A 14,688-nucleotide genomic window follows, 5' to 3' on the forward strand; every position below is an offset into this window, starting at 1 on the left:
CGGGAGTCCAGCGGGAGGTGGCCGACGTCGCTGGTGCGGGCGAGGGCCCGGCGTCAGGCCGCGGTTCGCCGGCCAGGGGGTGCGACAGGGGCGTCCTCCCCGCGCCGGGTGGCTCTGCGCGTCACGGCAGCTCGAAGCCCAGTGCCCGCGCCGCCTCCTCCGGTGTCGGCTGGGCCCAGCGCTCCGCCATCGCCTGGCTGGACGACAGCGACCGCGGCTCGGCACGGTCCAGGTACAGGACGCCGTCGAGGTGGTCCGTCTCGTGCTGCACGATCCGGGCCGGCCAGCCCGTGAACACCTCGTCCAGGGCCCGCCCGTGCTCGTCCTGCCCGGTCAGCCGCACCTCGGCGGGCCGCGCCACCACCGCCTGCCAGCCCGGCACGCTGAGGCAACCCTCGAAGAACGCGGCCCGCGCGCCGCCGACGGGCTCGTAGGAGGGATTGACCAGCACACGGAACGGCTGCGGCACCCGCCCGCGCACGAGACGCACCTCCTCCGGCACCGGCGCCGGATCCTCGATCACCGCGATCCGGAGCGGCACACCGACCTGCGGCGCCGCCAGACCGACCCCCGGCGCAGCGCGCATGGTGACCCGCAGGGCCTCGACGAACCGGGCCAGCAGGGCGGGCGCCAGCTGACCGTCGTACGGCGCGATGCCGTGCCGCAGCACCGGGTCTCCAGCCGCGACGATGGTCAACGGCAGGCCCCCGTCGAGGAGTTGCCCGACCCGCTCGGCCAGGGGTGCGCGATCGCCCGGAGTTCCCATCGCGTCAGGATGGCACGGCACCCCCCACCCGTGCGTGACGCACATCACACGTGTTCTCCGGGAACTGGACGCCCCGTCGCCCCGACTACTGCAGCGCAACGGCCACCGCCGACACCGCGGCGGCCCAGAAGACGTCCCCCGGAGAAGCCCGCCGATGACCACCGCTCCCTCGACCACCACGGACGAAGCCCCGCAACCAGCCGCCCCGGCACCGTCGAAGAGCAGCTGGGTCCCCCTGCGTCCGCTGATCCTGCGCCTGCACTTCTACGCCGGGGTGCTGGTGGCGCCGTTCCTCCTCGTCGCCGCCGTCACCGGCCTGCTGTACGCCGGCTCCTTCCAGGCCGAGAAGTTCGTGTACGACCACGAACTGACCGTCCCCGTGGGCGAGGAGAAGCTCCCGATCAGCGAGCAGGTGGCCGCCGCCCGCAAGACCCACCCCGAGGGCACGGTCTCGGCCGTACGTCCCTCACCGGAGACCGGTGCGACGACCAGGGTGCTGCTGTCCGGTGTCCCGGGCGTCGACGAGGGCCACACGCTCGCCGTGTTCGTCGACCCGTACACCGCGAAGGTGCGCGGCTCACTCGAACAGTACGGCTCGACCGGCGCGCTGCCGCTGCGCACCTGGATCGACGAGTTCCACCGGGACCTGCACCTGGGGGAGCAGGGGCGGCTGTACAGCGAGCTTGCGGCCAGCTGGCTGTGGGTCATCTCGGCCGGCGGGCTGGTGCTGTGGTTCTCCCGCCGCCGCGCCCTGCGCAAGGTGCGGGGGACGAAGGGGCGCCGTCGCACCCTCGGACTGCATGGCAGCGTCGGGGTGTGGGCGGCGGCCGGGTTCTTCTTCCTCTCGGCGACCGGCCTGACCTGGTCGGCCTACGCCGGGGCCACCATCGACGAGCTGCGGACCTCGCTGGGCCAGGCCACCCCCTCGGTGTCGGCGTCGGCCGGCGGTGAACACGCCGGCCACGGCTCCGCCGCCGGGCAGGCTGGCGACGCCGCGCACGGCGTGGGCCTGGACAAGGTCCTGGCGGCGGCCCGCTCCGAAGGGCTGGGCGACCCGGTGGAGATCGTGCCGCCCGCCGACGCGAACTCGGGCTACGTCGTCAGGCAGGTGCAGCGCGGCTGGCCCTCGAAGCAGGACGCCGTCGCCATCGACCCGGCCGGCGGCGAGGTCATGGACGTGCTGCGCTTCGCGGACCACCCGGTCCTCGCGAAGCTCACCCGGTGGGGCATCGACCTGCACACCGGCATCCTCTTCGGCCTGGCCAACCAGATCGCCCTGATGCTGCTCGCGCTCTCCCTGATCCTGCTGATCGTGTGGGGCTACCGCATGTGGTGGCAGCGCGGCCGCGGTACCGCCTTCGGCCGTCCGATCCCGCGCGGCGCCTGGCAGCAGGTGCCGCCCCGGATCCTGGTACCGCTGCTGGCGGGCGTCGCCGTACTCGGTTACTTCCTGCCCCTCTTCGGCATCCCGCTGGCTGCCTTCTTCGCCGTCGACATCCTGCTGGGGGAGATCGCCCACCGGCGGGGGCGGCGGTCGTACGGGACACCGGTCGCGTAGCGGACCCACCGCACCGCGGCACACGGGTGCCCGGCTCCTCACGGAGCCGGGCACCTTCGTTGCGGCGTGGGTCAGCCCTGCCCGAAGTCACCCGCGAGCGCCGAGGCGATCCGCAGGTGCGACTCCGCCTCCTCGTGCCGGTTCTGCCGCTGGAGTGTGCGGCCGAGCATCAGCCGGGCGTAGTGCTCCACGGGGTCCCGCTCGACGATCGCCCGCAACTCGCCCTCGGCGCGACGCAGTTGGGCCGAGTGGTAGTAGGAGCGCGCCAGGAGCAGCCGCGGCCCGGTCTGCTCGGGCACCTCCTCGACCAGCCCGGCCAGGACGCGCGCGGCGGCGGCGTAGTCCTCGGCTTCGAAGAACAGCTGCGCGCGCTCCCAGCGCTCGGCCGGGGTTCCATGGGCGTAGTACGTCGTGTCCTGCGTCGTGTTCACTCGTGGCCTCCTTCGAGGCCGACAACCGAACCTGTTGGTTCAATATTCCACTACAGGGTCCGGCTCACCGGCGCAGCGCCGCCAGCTCGGCATCGGCCCGTTCGGTGATCAGGCGCAGCACCCGGCCCGTCACGGCCAGGTCCTTTGCCGGTATGCCGTCGTAGACGCGGGCGGTGATGGGCGCCGTCTCGCCGGAGGTCGCGGCGTACACCTCGCGCCCGGCGTCCGTGATCCGCACCTCCGACGCCCCGGTCCGGGCCAGGAGCCGAGCGGCGATCAGCTCGTCGAGCACGCCGTGCACCTCCGGCGCGTCGGTCTTCAACGCGCCGGTGACACCGTCGACGAGTTGCTCGCGCCCGACCGGGCCGTCGGCGACGGCGGCGAGTCGCAGGGTGACGGACTGCTGGAAGGTGATGCCGTGCCGGGTCAGCACGTTCTCGAGGAGAGCGCGGGCGGCGTAATGGGCCAGGGCGATGTCGCGGGGGCCGACGAGGGGTGTGGCGGTGGTCATGACTGCTCCGTCTCGTTCTCGCTGAAGGGATCAAGAGGTGCGTCGAGCAGGGTGGTCAGTTCGTGTGTGAATGCCCGGGTGCGCGCGCTGTCGAGGCCACCGAGCGGGTCGAGGAGCTGCTGAAGGAGTCCGTGGACGACCTCGATCGCCCGCCGGGTGACCTCGCGGCCCTGCTCGGTGAGGGCGAGTTGCACCGCGCGCGGGTCGCGCGGGTCCCTGGTGCGCTCCAGGAGCCCGGCGGTCTCCAGGGCGCGGGCCAGCTTCGACACGTAGAGCGGTTCGAGTCCGGTGTGGTCGGCGAGGCGGCGCTGGCTGGGTCGTTCGCCGGAGCGCTGCATGCCGTGCAGCGACGCGATCAGCGAGTACTGCGCGTGGGTGAGTCCCAGCGGGGCCACCGCACGGTCGACCGCGACCCGCCACTTCATCGACAGCCGCCACACCAGGAAACCGGGCGTCGGGCCTTCGGAACCGTTGCTCATGACGAATACAGTACATGGCTACTATGTACATGACTACTATTTTGGAGGGCCGCCTGCGGCGCGGCCCGAACGTGACGCGACGCAAGCCCTTGTGCCGGACTAGGTTGTGCGCCATGAGCAATCTTGAGCGCGAGGCGGCCCCCTCCCTGTGCGGTGGCCGCGGCTTCGTGGTGGCGGAGCCGGTGCGTGAACTCCTCAGCCCTCGCCGGGTGAAGCTGGGCGAGTCCAGCGAGGTCCGCCGGCTGCTGCCCAACCTCGGCCGCCGTATGGTCGGAGCCTGGTGCTTCGTCGACCACTACGGTCCCGACGACATCGCCGACGAGCCCGGCATGCAGGTGCCGCCGCATCCCCACATGGGTCTGCAGACCGTGAGCTGGCTGCACGAGGGAGAGGTGCTCCACCGCGACTCCACTGGCAGCCTCCAGACCATCCGCCCGCGCGAACTCGGCCTGATGACCTCCGGCCGGGCCATCAGTCATTCGGAGGAGAGTCCGCGCTCGCACGCCCGTCTCCTGCACGGCGCGCAGCTGTGGGTCGCCCTCCCTGACGGCCACCGCCACACCGACCCGCGCTTCGAGCACCACGCCGATCTGCCGGTCGTCACGGCCCCCGGCCTCACGGCCACGCTGATCCTCGGCGACCTCGACGGCGCGACCTCACCGGGCACGGCGTACACCCCGATCGTCGGCGCGGACCTGGCCCTCACCCGAGGCGCGGACCTGCACCTCCCGCTGGAACCGGACTTCGAGTACGCGGTCCTGTCCATGTCCGGGGAGGCCCACGTCGACGGCGTCCCGGTCCTCCCCGGCACCATGCTCTACCTCGGCTGCGGCCGCCGCGAACTGCCCCTGCGGGCGGAGTCGGACGCGGGCCTGATGCTCCTGGGCGGCGAGCCGTTCGAGGAGGAACTGATCATGTTCTGGAACTGGATCGGGCGGTCGCAGGGGGAGATCGAGCAGGCGCGCCGGGACTGGATGGAAGGGACACGGTTCGGCGAGGTGAAGGGCTACGACGGCGCCCCGCTGCCTGCTCCTGCGCTGCCTCCAGTGCCGCTTAAGCCGCGCGGAAGGGCTCGCTGACCTGCAGGAATGGCTGACGGGTTGGTGACGGTCAGTCGGCCGGCCGTCCTGCGTCGTCCCTCACAGGTTTCTTGCGAGAACTGTGCGGGTGGGTTGTGGTGTAAGCCGGATGGGCTGTGCAGTGCCCGTCGAGGGTGTGTCCATCTGTGGGTGGCTGTGGCAGGACAGAGGTCGGGGCGGGCGCGGTGTCAGCGTGCGGGCGACGCCACCGACCGGATGCGGCGCGGGCGACGACGTCGACTTACGTCTCCCGGCTGCCCCATCCGTTCAGGTGAGGGCCTGGAGTCCAGAGGGCCATACCAGGGTGGTGGCTGCCCAGGTGAAGCCGGCGCCGAAGGATGCCAGGAGGACTCGTTGACCGGCGCTCAGTTCTCCGTTGATCGCGGAGTGGCTCAGGAGCAGGGGAATGGAGGCTGCGGAGGTATTGCCGACGTGGGTGATGTTGGACGGCACGCGCTCTGGCGGGATTCCCAGGGTGTTGGCCACGGCTGCGCTGATGCGTGCGTTTGCCTGGTGGACGATCAGCCGGTCAATGTCCCGGATGGACCATCCCGCGGCGGAGGCTGCTTCTTGAGTCACGTGATTGATGCGGCGCACCGCGTGACGGAATACTTCGTTTCCTTTCATGTGCACGTGTCGATTCTTTGGGTCGTCGGTTGTGCGTGGGGGGCGGCGGGAGCCCCCGTCGGGGATGTAGATGGCGTCTGCGTGTTCGCCGTCGCTGCCCCATGAGGCTGGTCCGAGAGCTCCTGGTTCGCCAACTCGTCCGGCTGTGAGCACGACCGCGCCTGCTCCGTCTCCGAAGATCGGCGCGGTAGATCGGTCGGCGGGGTCGATGACGGCTGACATCTTCTCGGCTCCGATGACCATTACGGTGTTGGCGGTTCCCGCGTGGATGAGTCCTGCTGCGACGGTTGTTGCGTAGACGAAGCCCGAGCAGCCGGCGCCGAGGTCGAAGGCGGGGACTTGACGCAGGCCGAGGTGGTGGGCAACCAGGGGCGCGGTGCCTGGCACGTGATGGTCCGGAGTGGCGGTGGCCAGGATGACGGTGTCGACATGTTCGACCTCCGCGGATTTCATCGCCCGCAGTGCTGCCTCTACCGCCAGGTTGCTGGTGGCCGTCGCCGGATCGGCGATGTGTCGCTCGGCAATGCCGATACGGGTACGGATCCATTCATCCGTCGTGTCCAGGCGTGAGGCGAAGTCGGCGTTGCTTACCTTCTGCGGGGGCAGGTAGGACCCCAGGCCGATCAGTCGCGCGGCATGCGCCGGCGACGGGGTCGTGGTTTTGCGTGCAAAGATCAACGGTTTGTCTTCTCCGTGTTTGCTCGTTCGCGTCACCGTCAGCGGAGGGTCTGCCTTCGGGATTCCGTCTGACCGGGCGCTCGTTGTGATCCTGCTGTCGCCGGTGTGCTGCCGCTGGTCTCGGCGGGTGGTGTCCGGAGCTTCTGGCGAGGGATCGGGACGCGACTACGTCTCGGGGACTGCGTGGGATCGACCTTCCTGTGGGCGGGGGCCCTGTTCTCCCGGGCTCTCGTAGTCGGAGGTTGACGCTGCCCGTTGGGCCACCAGGTTGACCAGGTCGGCGACGGTGGGTGCCTGCGCCAGTGCGTGTTCGGTGATCATGATGCCCATGCGGTCCTCGAGGCTCATGGACAGCTCGGCAACGGCCAGGGAGTCGATGCCGGCTTGTGCCTGCGTGGCCTGGGGAGTGATCGGTGCGGCCGGCAGGTTTCCCTGTTGGACCAGGATGTCTTTGATGAGCGCAAAATCGATGACGGTGGTGGTATTGCGGTCAGCGGCGGGCGTGGGGAGCGTCACGCCGGTGTGGGGAGGTTGGTCCGGCACTGCCGGGTCGTTGGGAGGATGCGGGAGTTGGTCCACCGCGTCGTGGAACAGGCTGGGCAGCTGGTTCAGTCCGGGGAGAGCGGCGTCGGTGACGAAGCAGACGCTGGTGGTTCCGTTGTAGCTGCAGGCCACGATCGACGCCGGCTGGTGCCGTGGGAGCCAGTTGAAGGGTTGGACGCGGGTGACGGGGTCCTGTTTGTAGCGGAGGGGCCGGTGGATGGCGAGGTAGGACGTGGTGATGGTGGCCCGGTCGGGTGTGGTCAGCCGGGTCGCCAGAGCCTGGAACGCGCGTGCGGGGACGAGGTCCATCACGGAACGCATGGCCTTGTGGCGGGTCGGGTCTTTGGCAGTGCGGGTGGCGGCGATGACGTGGTCGAGGCGGCCTTCCACTGTCGGCTCGTGGCAGGGAAGGGGCGCGGGTGCGAAGGTGCAGTAGTTTCCCGGCCGGTCGTGTTCCTCGGCCCGGCGCAGGTTGACCATGGTGATAGCTGGCAGTGGCCTGTCGGCGCCTCGGGGCCAGGATTGTGCTGTCCACGTGCGCAGGGCGCCGCTGAGGGTGGCCAGAAAGCCGTCGTTCGTGTCACCGCCGCGGACGGTGGCGGCTTTCCGCAATCGTTGCGTGGGGACATGCGCCCAACTGATGTCACGCTGGCCGGTGAGGGGCAGTGCGGTGTCGTTCCAGACGTTGTTGGCAGCGCTTGCGGCGATCATGCTGCGCACGGTGCCCAGGTAGGCTTTGGCGCCTGCCCGGCGCGCGGGCTGCGCGGTGGATGCAGGCGCGGTGCCGAACAGTGCGGTCATGGTGCCGATCAGGCCCATGCCGTCCTGGGTGCTGTGGTGCGCTCGCAGGCAGATGGCATAACGCCCCGGCGCATCCCCGGTCAGCAGCCAGATGTCCCACAGGGGGCCCGTGTCGGGCAGGGAGTGCCCGACGAGGTCGGTCAGGGCCGCCTCGAGGTGCTGTTCGCCTGAGGGGAGGTGCTGCTCGCGGACGCGGTGGTTCAGGTCGGGGGTCGGGTCATGGCGCCAGCGGGCTTTGAGCCCGAAACCGTGCAGGTAGTGCGTGAGTCGCGGCTCGTGCCCCAGGTGGGATGCGACATGAGCGCGGAGTTCACCGAGGGTGGGAGTCGTTCCTTCCAGGTGGAGGACCACTCCGATGGTCTGCGGGATCGAGGGATCGGCCTGGGCCATGGCGTGCATGGTCAGGTCCATGGGGGTGGGACGAAGAGGCACGGTCATGGTGTTCTCCGCGGTGACGGTTCGGTGAGGCGAATGGGGTCAGGCCGGCGTGAGCCGGAAGATCCGCAAGCGGCGTCCCGAACGCTGGGCGAAGGAGACGTAGGCGGGCCAGACTTCGACGAGGTGCTCCCAGGCGGCGGCTCGCGCGGTCCCGTCCAGGAGGGTGGCGGTCACCGGCAGCGTGCTTCCGCGGCGGGTCACGCTTGCTCGGGGTGTGGCGATGAGGTTGTGGGACCAGGCGGGAATCGAGGGGCGGCCGAAGTTTGTGTCGACGACGAGGTGGCTTCCGTCTGCTTCGAGGTGGCACAACAGGGGGGTCTGACGAGGCTGGCCGCTGCGGCGGCCGATGGTGGTGAGCATCAGGGAGGGCAGCGTGGCGGGCATGAGGAGCATCCGGCCCCCGCTGAGGCGGTGAGCCGCCCGGTCGACGCCCGGCGCAATATGAGACATCACGTGCACGAAGTGGGCGTTCCCCCCTGCCTTCTTCAGGGCGCGGGCGATGAGCCCGTCCCGGTGGATGCCGCTGGTTCGGATGGGCTCGGGCTGCGCTGTCGAGACGTCTGCGGGGTGCCCGGCGGCATAGTCGCGTCGGGCGTTGCCACCGGTTGCGGCGGCCCTGCGGGTGAGCTCGGGAGCCATGGCGTAGGCGCGGTAGAACGACGGCAGATAGCCGGGAATGTCGACGGCCGGCCGGCGGCTGCTGATCGCCTCAACGGTCGCGGCAGCGACCTTCTCCGGTGTGGTGGGCGGCAGGAAGTCGGCGATCCTCGGCATGCGGGCCGAAGGGACGTGGACCTTGAAGAAGTCGGTGCCAACGACGGTGGCCGGACGCACCAGGGTCACGCCGATGTTGGAGCCGGCCAGTTCCATGCGCAGCATCTCGGTGTACGCCTCGACGGCGGCCTTCGCCGCGGCGTAGGCCGCCGATGGTCCTTTGACGAAGATCCGTCCTGCTGCCGAGCCCATCGCCACGATCTGCCCACCGCCGCCCGCCCGCATCAGCGGCAGCACTGCTTTGACGGAGCAGACCAAAGCGTCGTACGCGGTGCGCATGGACAACTGGGCCTGCTCGGTGGTCATCTCTTCGACGTCCGCCCAGTGGATGTAGGCGGCGTTGTGGACCAGGACGTCGATGCGCCCGTGTTCGGTGTGGACCTTGACGATCCACTCCTCCAGGGCGGTGCGGTCGGTCACGTCGACATGGGCGAACGTGACGGAGGGCGTCCCTGGCAGCTGGGTGAGGTCAGCAGCGGCTCGGTCGAGGCTCGCCTGGGAGTTGTCGCACACGTACACGTGGGCCGCGGCTGCGGCCAAGGCGCGGGTCAGGGCCCAGCCGATGCCAGCTGCGCCTCCGGTGACCAGGCATACGCGCCCGGGCAGGGAAGGGGAGGCCGGCTTGGAGCGAAATGGGTTAATGGGGCTGTCCTTTCGGCGGAGTTGCGCACCGCTGTGCCGGCGGCCCGGCCTGACGACGCGTGACGGCGGGATTCGATGGGTGAGGTGGCCCAGGGCGAGCAGAGTGAACGCGTCGGCCAACAAGGGGACGTGATACGGGAAAGGACGCGGGCCGACCATGTCGGGAACGGAGATGATGCTGCCGTCGGGACGCTGCGGGGCGAGCAGGCAGCAGGTGGCGCGCGCAGCGGGAGCGGGGGCGAGCTGTCCGGCCAGGATGATCAGGGCATAGGCGGTGCTGATGGCATCGCTCGGGGCGCCGCTCTGCTGTCCGAAGCCGCCGGCTTCGTTCTGTGCGCTCTGCACCAGGCCGACGATCGGACTGCTCATGTCATGGACGGCCGGAGGGGACCGCCGGCGGTGGGCGCGAGTGGCGAGATATGCCCTGAAGAGAGTGTGCAGGCGGCTGCTGCTCCAACCGGGGGGAAAGGAGCCGTCAGGCATCTGGCGGTCGGCGAGAAGACGCAGCGCAGCCTGGATGAGGTGAGGGTGGCGGCCTTGGGTGCTGAGCGCGCTGATCGCGGCGGCGGTCATACACGCCTCGGAGGGAGTGCCTGATCCGTAGGTGGGGAATCCGCCGTCGGCGCCGCGGACCGCGACCAGGGCGTTCAGGGCGCGCCGGATCGGGTCGCGGTAGGCATCCGGGTCCAGATGATGCAGGAATTCGATCGCGACCGTACTGCAGTCCGTGTCGGGGAGCCGAGCCTGGCCGGTGTAGGACCAGCCGCCGTGCGCGTGCTGAACGTGCACAAGGTGCCGGGCGATGCGGTGCAGTACTTCGCGCGGTGCGCCGGCGCTGCCCAGGGCAAGGCCCGCGGTGACTGTGCACCACGTGTCGGTGTCCGTGACGAAGGGCAGGCCGCCGTCCTCCCGCTGGTGCGTGAGAGCGGTGCGTAGACCGGCGTCGACGACGCTCTCCATGCCGGGCACGTCCACCAGGGCGTGCAGAACTGACAGGTGGATGAAGAGGTTTCCCTCCCACACCGTTCCCGGGCGCTGGGTGGAGACCAGCAGGGTGACATCGTCCCGGCCGGTCGGCGCTCTGCCTGCCGCCCGGCCCAGGATCGCCTTCACGGCGACGGCCTGCACAGCAGCCCAGGGATGCAGCGCGCTCACATCGAAGGCATGGGGAGAGGGGTCGTCATAGGCGGAAGCTGCGCCGAGCATGGTGAAGAGCGCGTGGACCAAGTCGCGTTTGCGAGGTCCGGTGAAGTCCGGGACCCGGCTGACGATGCCCTCGAGGACCTGGTGACGCGCCGGGTGCCCGGTGCTCCGGCCCAGGACGGTAGCGGCCACAGCCGCGTCCATCAGATCCCGGCCGGCTCGGTGGCACTCCAGGTAACGCACCATGCGGTCACGTGCATCGCGGTGGCCCGACCCGCACCGCTCCACCAGTGCCAGGGCGAGCGCGGATTCAAGGACCCGGCTTCGGCAGGAGTCGTGCACGGCACCGTCCGCTCCCACTCGGTTCAGCAAGTGTGCCAAAAGACGCCTGCGTCCGGCGGGCAGCACTGCGGGGCAGCGCGACGACGGCCAGGCCGGGAGGAGGTGCTCGGCGGCAGGGAGTCTCATCGGCAGGACAGTCCTTGAGAGCACGGGAAACACGGTGGAGCGCGGATCGGCAGGGGGCGGGCGAACGAGATCAGTCACCTAGAACGGGGCGCCCAAACGACCAGCGGGCGTCGAAGCGATGGGTGACGCCAAGCCAGTGCAGCGTCGCGGCCACGAAGGAGCCGAGGGCCGTCACGTAGCGCCGTACTCCGTCCCGCTCGGTTCCGGGAGCGGCCTTTGCGGTCAACGAGTCGGCAAGCGCGTGGAAATCCCTGACTCGGTCGTTTCGCATGGTCGTGACCTGCTCGCGTGCCGAGGACAGGGAGCAGCCGCGCTCACGACTCAGCACGGTCACCAGGTTGTCGCGGTCCTCCCGCAGGTCGTCCTCGGCCGAGACCAGGTCATTGGTCCAGCCGGCCACGTCAGCCGCAGCCAGCCGCAAAGCCCTCATGAGGTCTTCCCCGCCGAGGAGGCCGGGCCAGGGCGCGCCGGCGGTGCACTCCAGGATGTCTGCCATGGGCAGGGCGGTAATGGTCCGACGACGCCGCAGGGCGTGATCACTGAGCCCCAGCCGGACCCGGTCTGCGCGGTCGGCGGCCTCTTCACGCGTGGCCAGGGCGAAGTCGCGGTAGTCGGCAACGAACCTCTCCCGCCACGGTGTGGACATCCGCGGGGCCGTACGCCGCCACAGGTCATCCAGAGCCTGCTCCGTCCCACAGCCCGATTCGGCCGTGCCGCCACCGGTGATCACGTCCAGCAACCGGTTGAACAGCGACGCGACTTCCTCTGGATGGACATCGACCCGGCTGCGGTCGAACCGGTCGTCGACCAAGCAGATGAACGCCGCCCACTGGGCCGTCAGTTCCAGATCGCAGTCGCTCGCCCCCGGCACGGTCAGGCCGGCGAATTCACCCAGCCGCATGGCCACCAGACGCTTCTCCTCAAAAGCGCCGGCAACCAGTCTCAGATCCCGCGCCCACGCCAGCACCGCGGCGCTGACATTCTCAGCCCGGACATCACCCGGGAAGCCAGGACAGGCAGGCCCCACGCCAGACTCCACCAGCATCCGGGCTCAGCCCAAAGCCGGCACTACATCGACACGGCCCGCGACCGTGGCCACGCTGTCCCCAGGGCCAACCGGCGACGCACCGAACGCCTGGGAGAACACCGCCGCACCCTCCTGCGTCAGCATCGTGTCGAACGGCTTGCCCTCAACCGAACCAGGAGAGTTCAGAGACGGCATGGTGACCGTCATCTTCGTCATGTCGAGCTCGTACGTCGAGAGATCAACAGAGTGCGCCGCTCCATCTCCGACAGCGGCATCCACTGACATCGAGCGCCGCGCCAAGTCACCGCGCGCCCCGGTGAAACGCAGACTGTGCCCATCCGAGGCCCTGGTGAAAGTCATGCCACCACCCGCAGTCCAGGACCCCTCAGTCAGGTCGAGACTGATCTCGCCCTTCATCGGCCACTGCACACACGGGGCCGCCCCTGAAGAGTCGAGCACAGCCGGAGCAGCAGCCGACACCACGACTCCGTCAGCCGCCAGATGCTGAGCAGCCGCGGAAGACAAACACCAGGTGACCGTTCCGGCAACAGGCATCACAGGTCCCGCCGCCACAGCCGCAGACACGGCAACGGCGGACAGGGAAACCAGAGCAGTGGCCATCACAGCACGACGCCGCATGAGCAAGCCTTCCGTCGGAGGGCCGCCAGAATTGCCTACAACCCCTCCAAGATCGGACGAAAGAACGTTACAGCCCTCAAAGTTCACCTGAAGGCGTGAGAAGCCGTTGCCATACCGATCATGGAGTCCGTCGATCGAACGGGAGTCTCGATCGGGTGATCGCGGGCCCTGCCCAGTATTGAGGGCAGGGCCTGGCGGTATGCGGGGAAAATCCAGGGGAGCGGACGGCCGCGCGCTGCTACGGTCGGGCGCCATGAGCTGGCTTCCCGATGACTTCGTCCACCCCGTCCTGGTACCGCTGCCGGGCGGTGGTCATCACCTGCGGCCGATCCGGGAGGCGGACACCCCGCTCGACTATCCGGCTGTGATGGGTTCGCGCGAGCGGCTGTGGACCATCTTCGGCCCGGCCTGGGGCTGGCCCGCGGCCACCATGACCTACGAGGCCGACCAGGCCGACCTGTTGCGGCACGAGAAGGAGATCGCCGCACACCAGTCCTTCAACTACGCGCTGTTCGACGCGGCGGAGACTGCTCTGCTCGGCTGTGTCTACATCGACCCACCGGAGAGGGCCGGCGCGGACGGCGAGATCTCCTGGTGGGTGGTGGACGAGCTGGTGGGCAGCAAGGTCGAGCAGGCCCTCGATGCGCTGGTGCCGCAGTGGATCGCCGCCGACTGGCCGTTCGAGCAGCCGCGCTTCCTCGGCCGCGAGATCTCCTGGTCGGACTGGCTCGCCCTGCCGGAGCATCCCGACATGTAAGTGGTTGTTGCACGTACCGATTTCGAAGGCTGTCGATCGAACGGCAGTCTCGATCGGGTGACTGCGGCGGCTTCCGCGCGGGAAAGCAGGGCCTCCTGGTAGCTCGGGGGTGCGATCCCATTCCGAGTGGTTCCCGGAGGCCTTGCTGTCCTTGTTGTACGTGCCCGAGCCACGTTGACTTCAACTCGCCCGCAGTGTCGTGCGATTGCCTCGCGCACGTGTACGGCAACGCGGCCGACCATCCGGACCGGGTGCGCCGGCATCCGTCGGACATGACGGACACGGAGTGGGCGGCCGTCCGGCCGTTGCTGCCGGTGCCGGCCTGTGGTTGCAGGGGGCGGGGTGGACGACTCGAGGGCTACTGCCACCGGCAGCTGTTGGACGCGATCCGCTACCTGGTCGCGGGCGGGATCTCATGGCGGGCGATGCCCGCCGACTTCCCCGCCCGGGCCCGGGTCTACGCATTCTTCCGCCGCCGGCGCGAGCACGGGCTGATCGCCGAGTTCCACGACCGGCTGCGCGGGACGTTCCGTGAGCGCGAGGGCCGCGAGGCCGAGCCCACTGCGGGGATCATCGACGCGCAGTCGGTGCGGGCCGCCGCGACGGTGCAGGCCGCCTCACGCGGCTACGACGGCGGGAGGAAGGTGCCGGGCCGCAAGCGGCACATCGTGACCGGCACCCTCGGCCTGCTCCTGGCCGTCGCGGTCACCGCCGCGAACGTCGGCGACCGGGACGTCGCGGCGGGCCTGCTGATCCGGCTGCGCCGTCTGCACCGCGACATCACCCTCGTGTGGGCCGACCGCGGCTACACCGGACCCCTTGTCGGCTGGTGCCGGGACAAACTCGCCCTGACCTTGGAGATCGTCAAGCGCACCGACGACATGGCAGGATCCGTGGGTGCTGTCCAGGCGCTGGGTGGCCGAGCGCACGTTCGCGTGGCTGATGAACTCCCGCCGTCTGGCCCGGGACTACGAGACCCTGCCCGCCACGAGCGAGGGGATGGTCCGGTGGTCATGCGGATGAGCCGGTGTCTGGGACGGCCACGGTCCGTCGGCCGGCACTGAACGCCCCCGACGCCTCCAGGAGGAGCCACCCGCGCTCCGCCAGGCGCCGGGCTTTCGACCGCAGACCCTTCGACCTTCGCCGGCGTCGCGTCAAGGCCCAGCTCCGCCGCGATCTCCTTGGCCCGAAGCGGTCCGTGACCCGTGGATCGCTGCTGTTCCAGCACGCCCAGAACGCACTGATAGTCCGGCGCCAGAACCGTCACCGGCAGCCCTTCCCGCCAGGGCGGCACCGTCGAGCCCGGCACCGGCGCGAGCGACAGCAC

The 14,688-nt window shown here is 69.9% G+C and carries 13 protein-coding genes; 4 read left to right on the top strand and 9 right to left on the bottom strand.

The genetic code is table 11. The features are described from left to right. Positions 1-121 precede the first annotated feature (121 nt). On the bottom strand, positions 122-766 hold the full coding sequence (locus tag ACFU3E_RS18205) for a peptide deformylase (protein WP_384158651.1): 645 nt from the start codon (positions 764-766) through the stop codon (positions 122-124). A 154-nt stretch (positions 767-920) separates the two neighbouring features. Here ACFU3E_RS18205 and ACFU3E_RS18210 point away from each other — a divergent pair, with 154 nt between their 5' ends. After that, positions 921-2,324 carry a PepSY-associated TM helix domain-containing protein gene (locus ACFU3E_RS18210; protein ID WP_384158654.1) on the top strand — a complete coding sequence of 468 codons (1,404 nt, stop codon included), beginning with the start codon at positions 921-923 and terminating at the stop codon, positions 2,322-2,324. Between the two features lie 71 nt (positions 2,325-2,395). Here ACFU3E_RS18210 and ACFU3E_RS18215 read toward each other — a convergent pair whose 3' ends face one another. From ACFU3E_RS18215 to ACFU3E_RS18225, 3 genes are all read right to left on the bottom strand, one after another. After that, positions 2,396-2,755 carry a tetratricopeptide repeat protein gene (locus ACFU3E_RS18215; protein WP_384158657.1) on the bottom strand — a complete coding sequence of 120 codons (360 nt, stop codon included), beginning with the start codon at positions 2,753-2,755 and terminating at the stop codon, positions 2,396-2,398. A 64-nt stretch (positions 2,756-2,819) separates the two neighbouring features. After that, on the bottom strand, positions 2,820-3,266 hold the full coding sequence (locus ACFU3E_RS18220) for a MarR family transcriptional regulator (protein WP_384158660.1): 447 nt from the start codon (positions 3,264-3,266) through the stop codon (positions 2,820-2,822). Next, positions 3,263-3,745, bottom strand: a complete 483-nt coding sequence (locus ACFU3E_RS18225; protein ID WP_384158663.1) for a MarR family winged helix-turn-helix transcriptional regulator — start codon at positions 3,743-3,745, stop codon at positions 3,263-3,265. Before ACFU3E_RS18225 ends, ACFU3E_RS18220 begins: the two co-directional genes overlap by 4 nt. Before the next feature lie 113 nt (positions 3,746-3,858). Here ACFU3E_RS18225 and ACFU3E_RS18230 point away from each other — a divergent pair, with 113 nt between their 5' ends. Next, complete coding sequence (locus ACFU3E_RS18230; RefSeq protein ID WP_384158666.1) at positions 3,859-4,824, top strand: pirin family protein; 966 nt, start codon at positions 3,859-3,861, stop codon at positions 4,822-4,824. A 267-nt stretch (positions 4,825-5,091) separates the two neighbouring features. Here the strand turns inward: ACFU3E_RS18230 and ACFU3E_RS18235 are convergent, their stop codons facing one another. The 5 genes from ACFU3E_RS18235 to ACFU3E_RS18255 form a co-directional block, all read right to left on the bottom strand. Beyond that, a complete protein-coding gene (locus ACFU3E_RS18235) occupies positions 5,092-6,129 on the bottom strand; it encodes a beta-ketoacyl-ACP synthase III (RefSeq protein ID WP_384158669.1) in 1,038 nt (345 codons plus the stop codon). Between the two features lie 165 nt (positions 6,130-6,294). Further along, on the bottom strand, positions 6,295-7,911 hold the full coding sequence (locus ACFU3E_RS18240; protein ID WP_384158672.1) for a wax ester/triacylglycerol synthase domain-containing protein: 1,617 nt from the start codon (positions 7,909-7,911) through the stop codon (positions 6,295-6,297). A 39-nt stretch (positions 7,912-7,950) separates the two neighbouring features. Then, on the bottom strand, positions 7,951-10,662 hold the full coding sequence (locus ACFU3E_RS18245) for an SDR family NAD(P)-dependent oxidoreductase (protein ID WP_384158676.1): 2,712 nt from the start codon (positions 10,660-10,662) through the stop codon (positions 7,951-7,953). A 346-nt stretch (positions 10,663-11,008) separates the two neighbouring features. Next, a complete protein-coding gene (locus ACFU3E_RS18250; RefSeq protein ID WP_384158679.1) occupies positions 11,009-11,983 on the bottom strand; it encodes a hypothetical protein in 975 nt (324 codons plus the stop codon). Positions 11,984-11,989: 6 nt separating this feature from the next. Beyond that, positions 11,990-12,382, bottom strand: a complete 393-nt coding sequence (locus ACFU3E_RS18255; protein WP_384158682.1) for a hypothetical protein — start codon at positions 12,380-12,382, stop codon at positions 11,990-11,992. Positions 12,383-12,857: 475 nt separating this feature from the next. On the opposite strand from ACFU3E_RS18255, the gene ACFU3E_RS18260 reads away from it, so the two are divergent. Both ACFU3E_RS18260 and ACFU3E_RS18265 read left to right on the top strand, forming a co-directional pair. Further along, the gene (locus ACFU3E_RS18260) at positions 12,858-13,361 is read left to right on the top strand and encodes an N-acetyltransferase (RefSeq protein WP_384158685.1); all 504 of its coding nucleotides are present in this window, start codon (positions 12,858-12,860) and stop codon (positions 13,359-13,361) included. Between the two features lie 218 nt (positions 13,362-13,579). Continuing rightward, positions 13,580-14,425 carry an IS5 family transposase gene (locus tag ACFU3E_RS18265; protein ID WP_384158688.1) on the top strand — a complete coding sequence of 282 codons (846 nt, stop codon included), beginning with the start codon at positions 13,580-13,582 and terminating at the stop codon, positions 14,423-14,425. Positions 14,426-14,688 lie beyond the last annotated feature (263 nt).

Origin of the sequence: Streptomyces sp. NPDC057424, from assembly GCF_042803315.1 — a bacterium.
Lineage (GTDB): Bacteria > Actinomycetota > Actinomycetes > Streptomycetales > Streptomycetaceae > Streptomyces.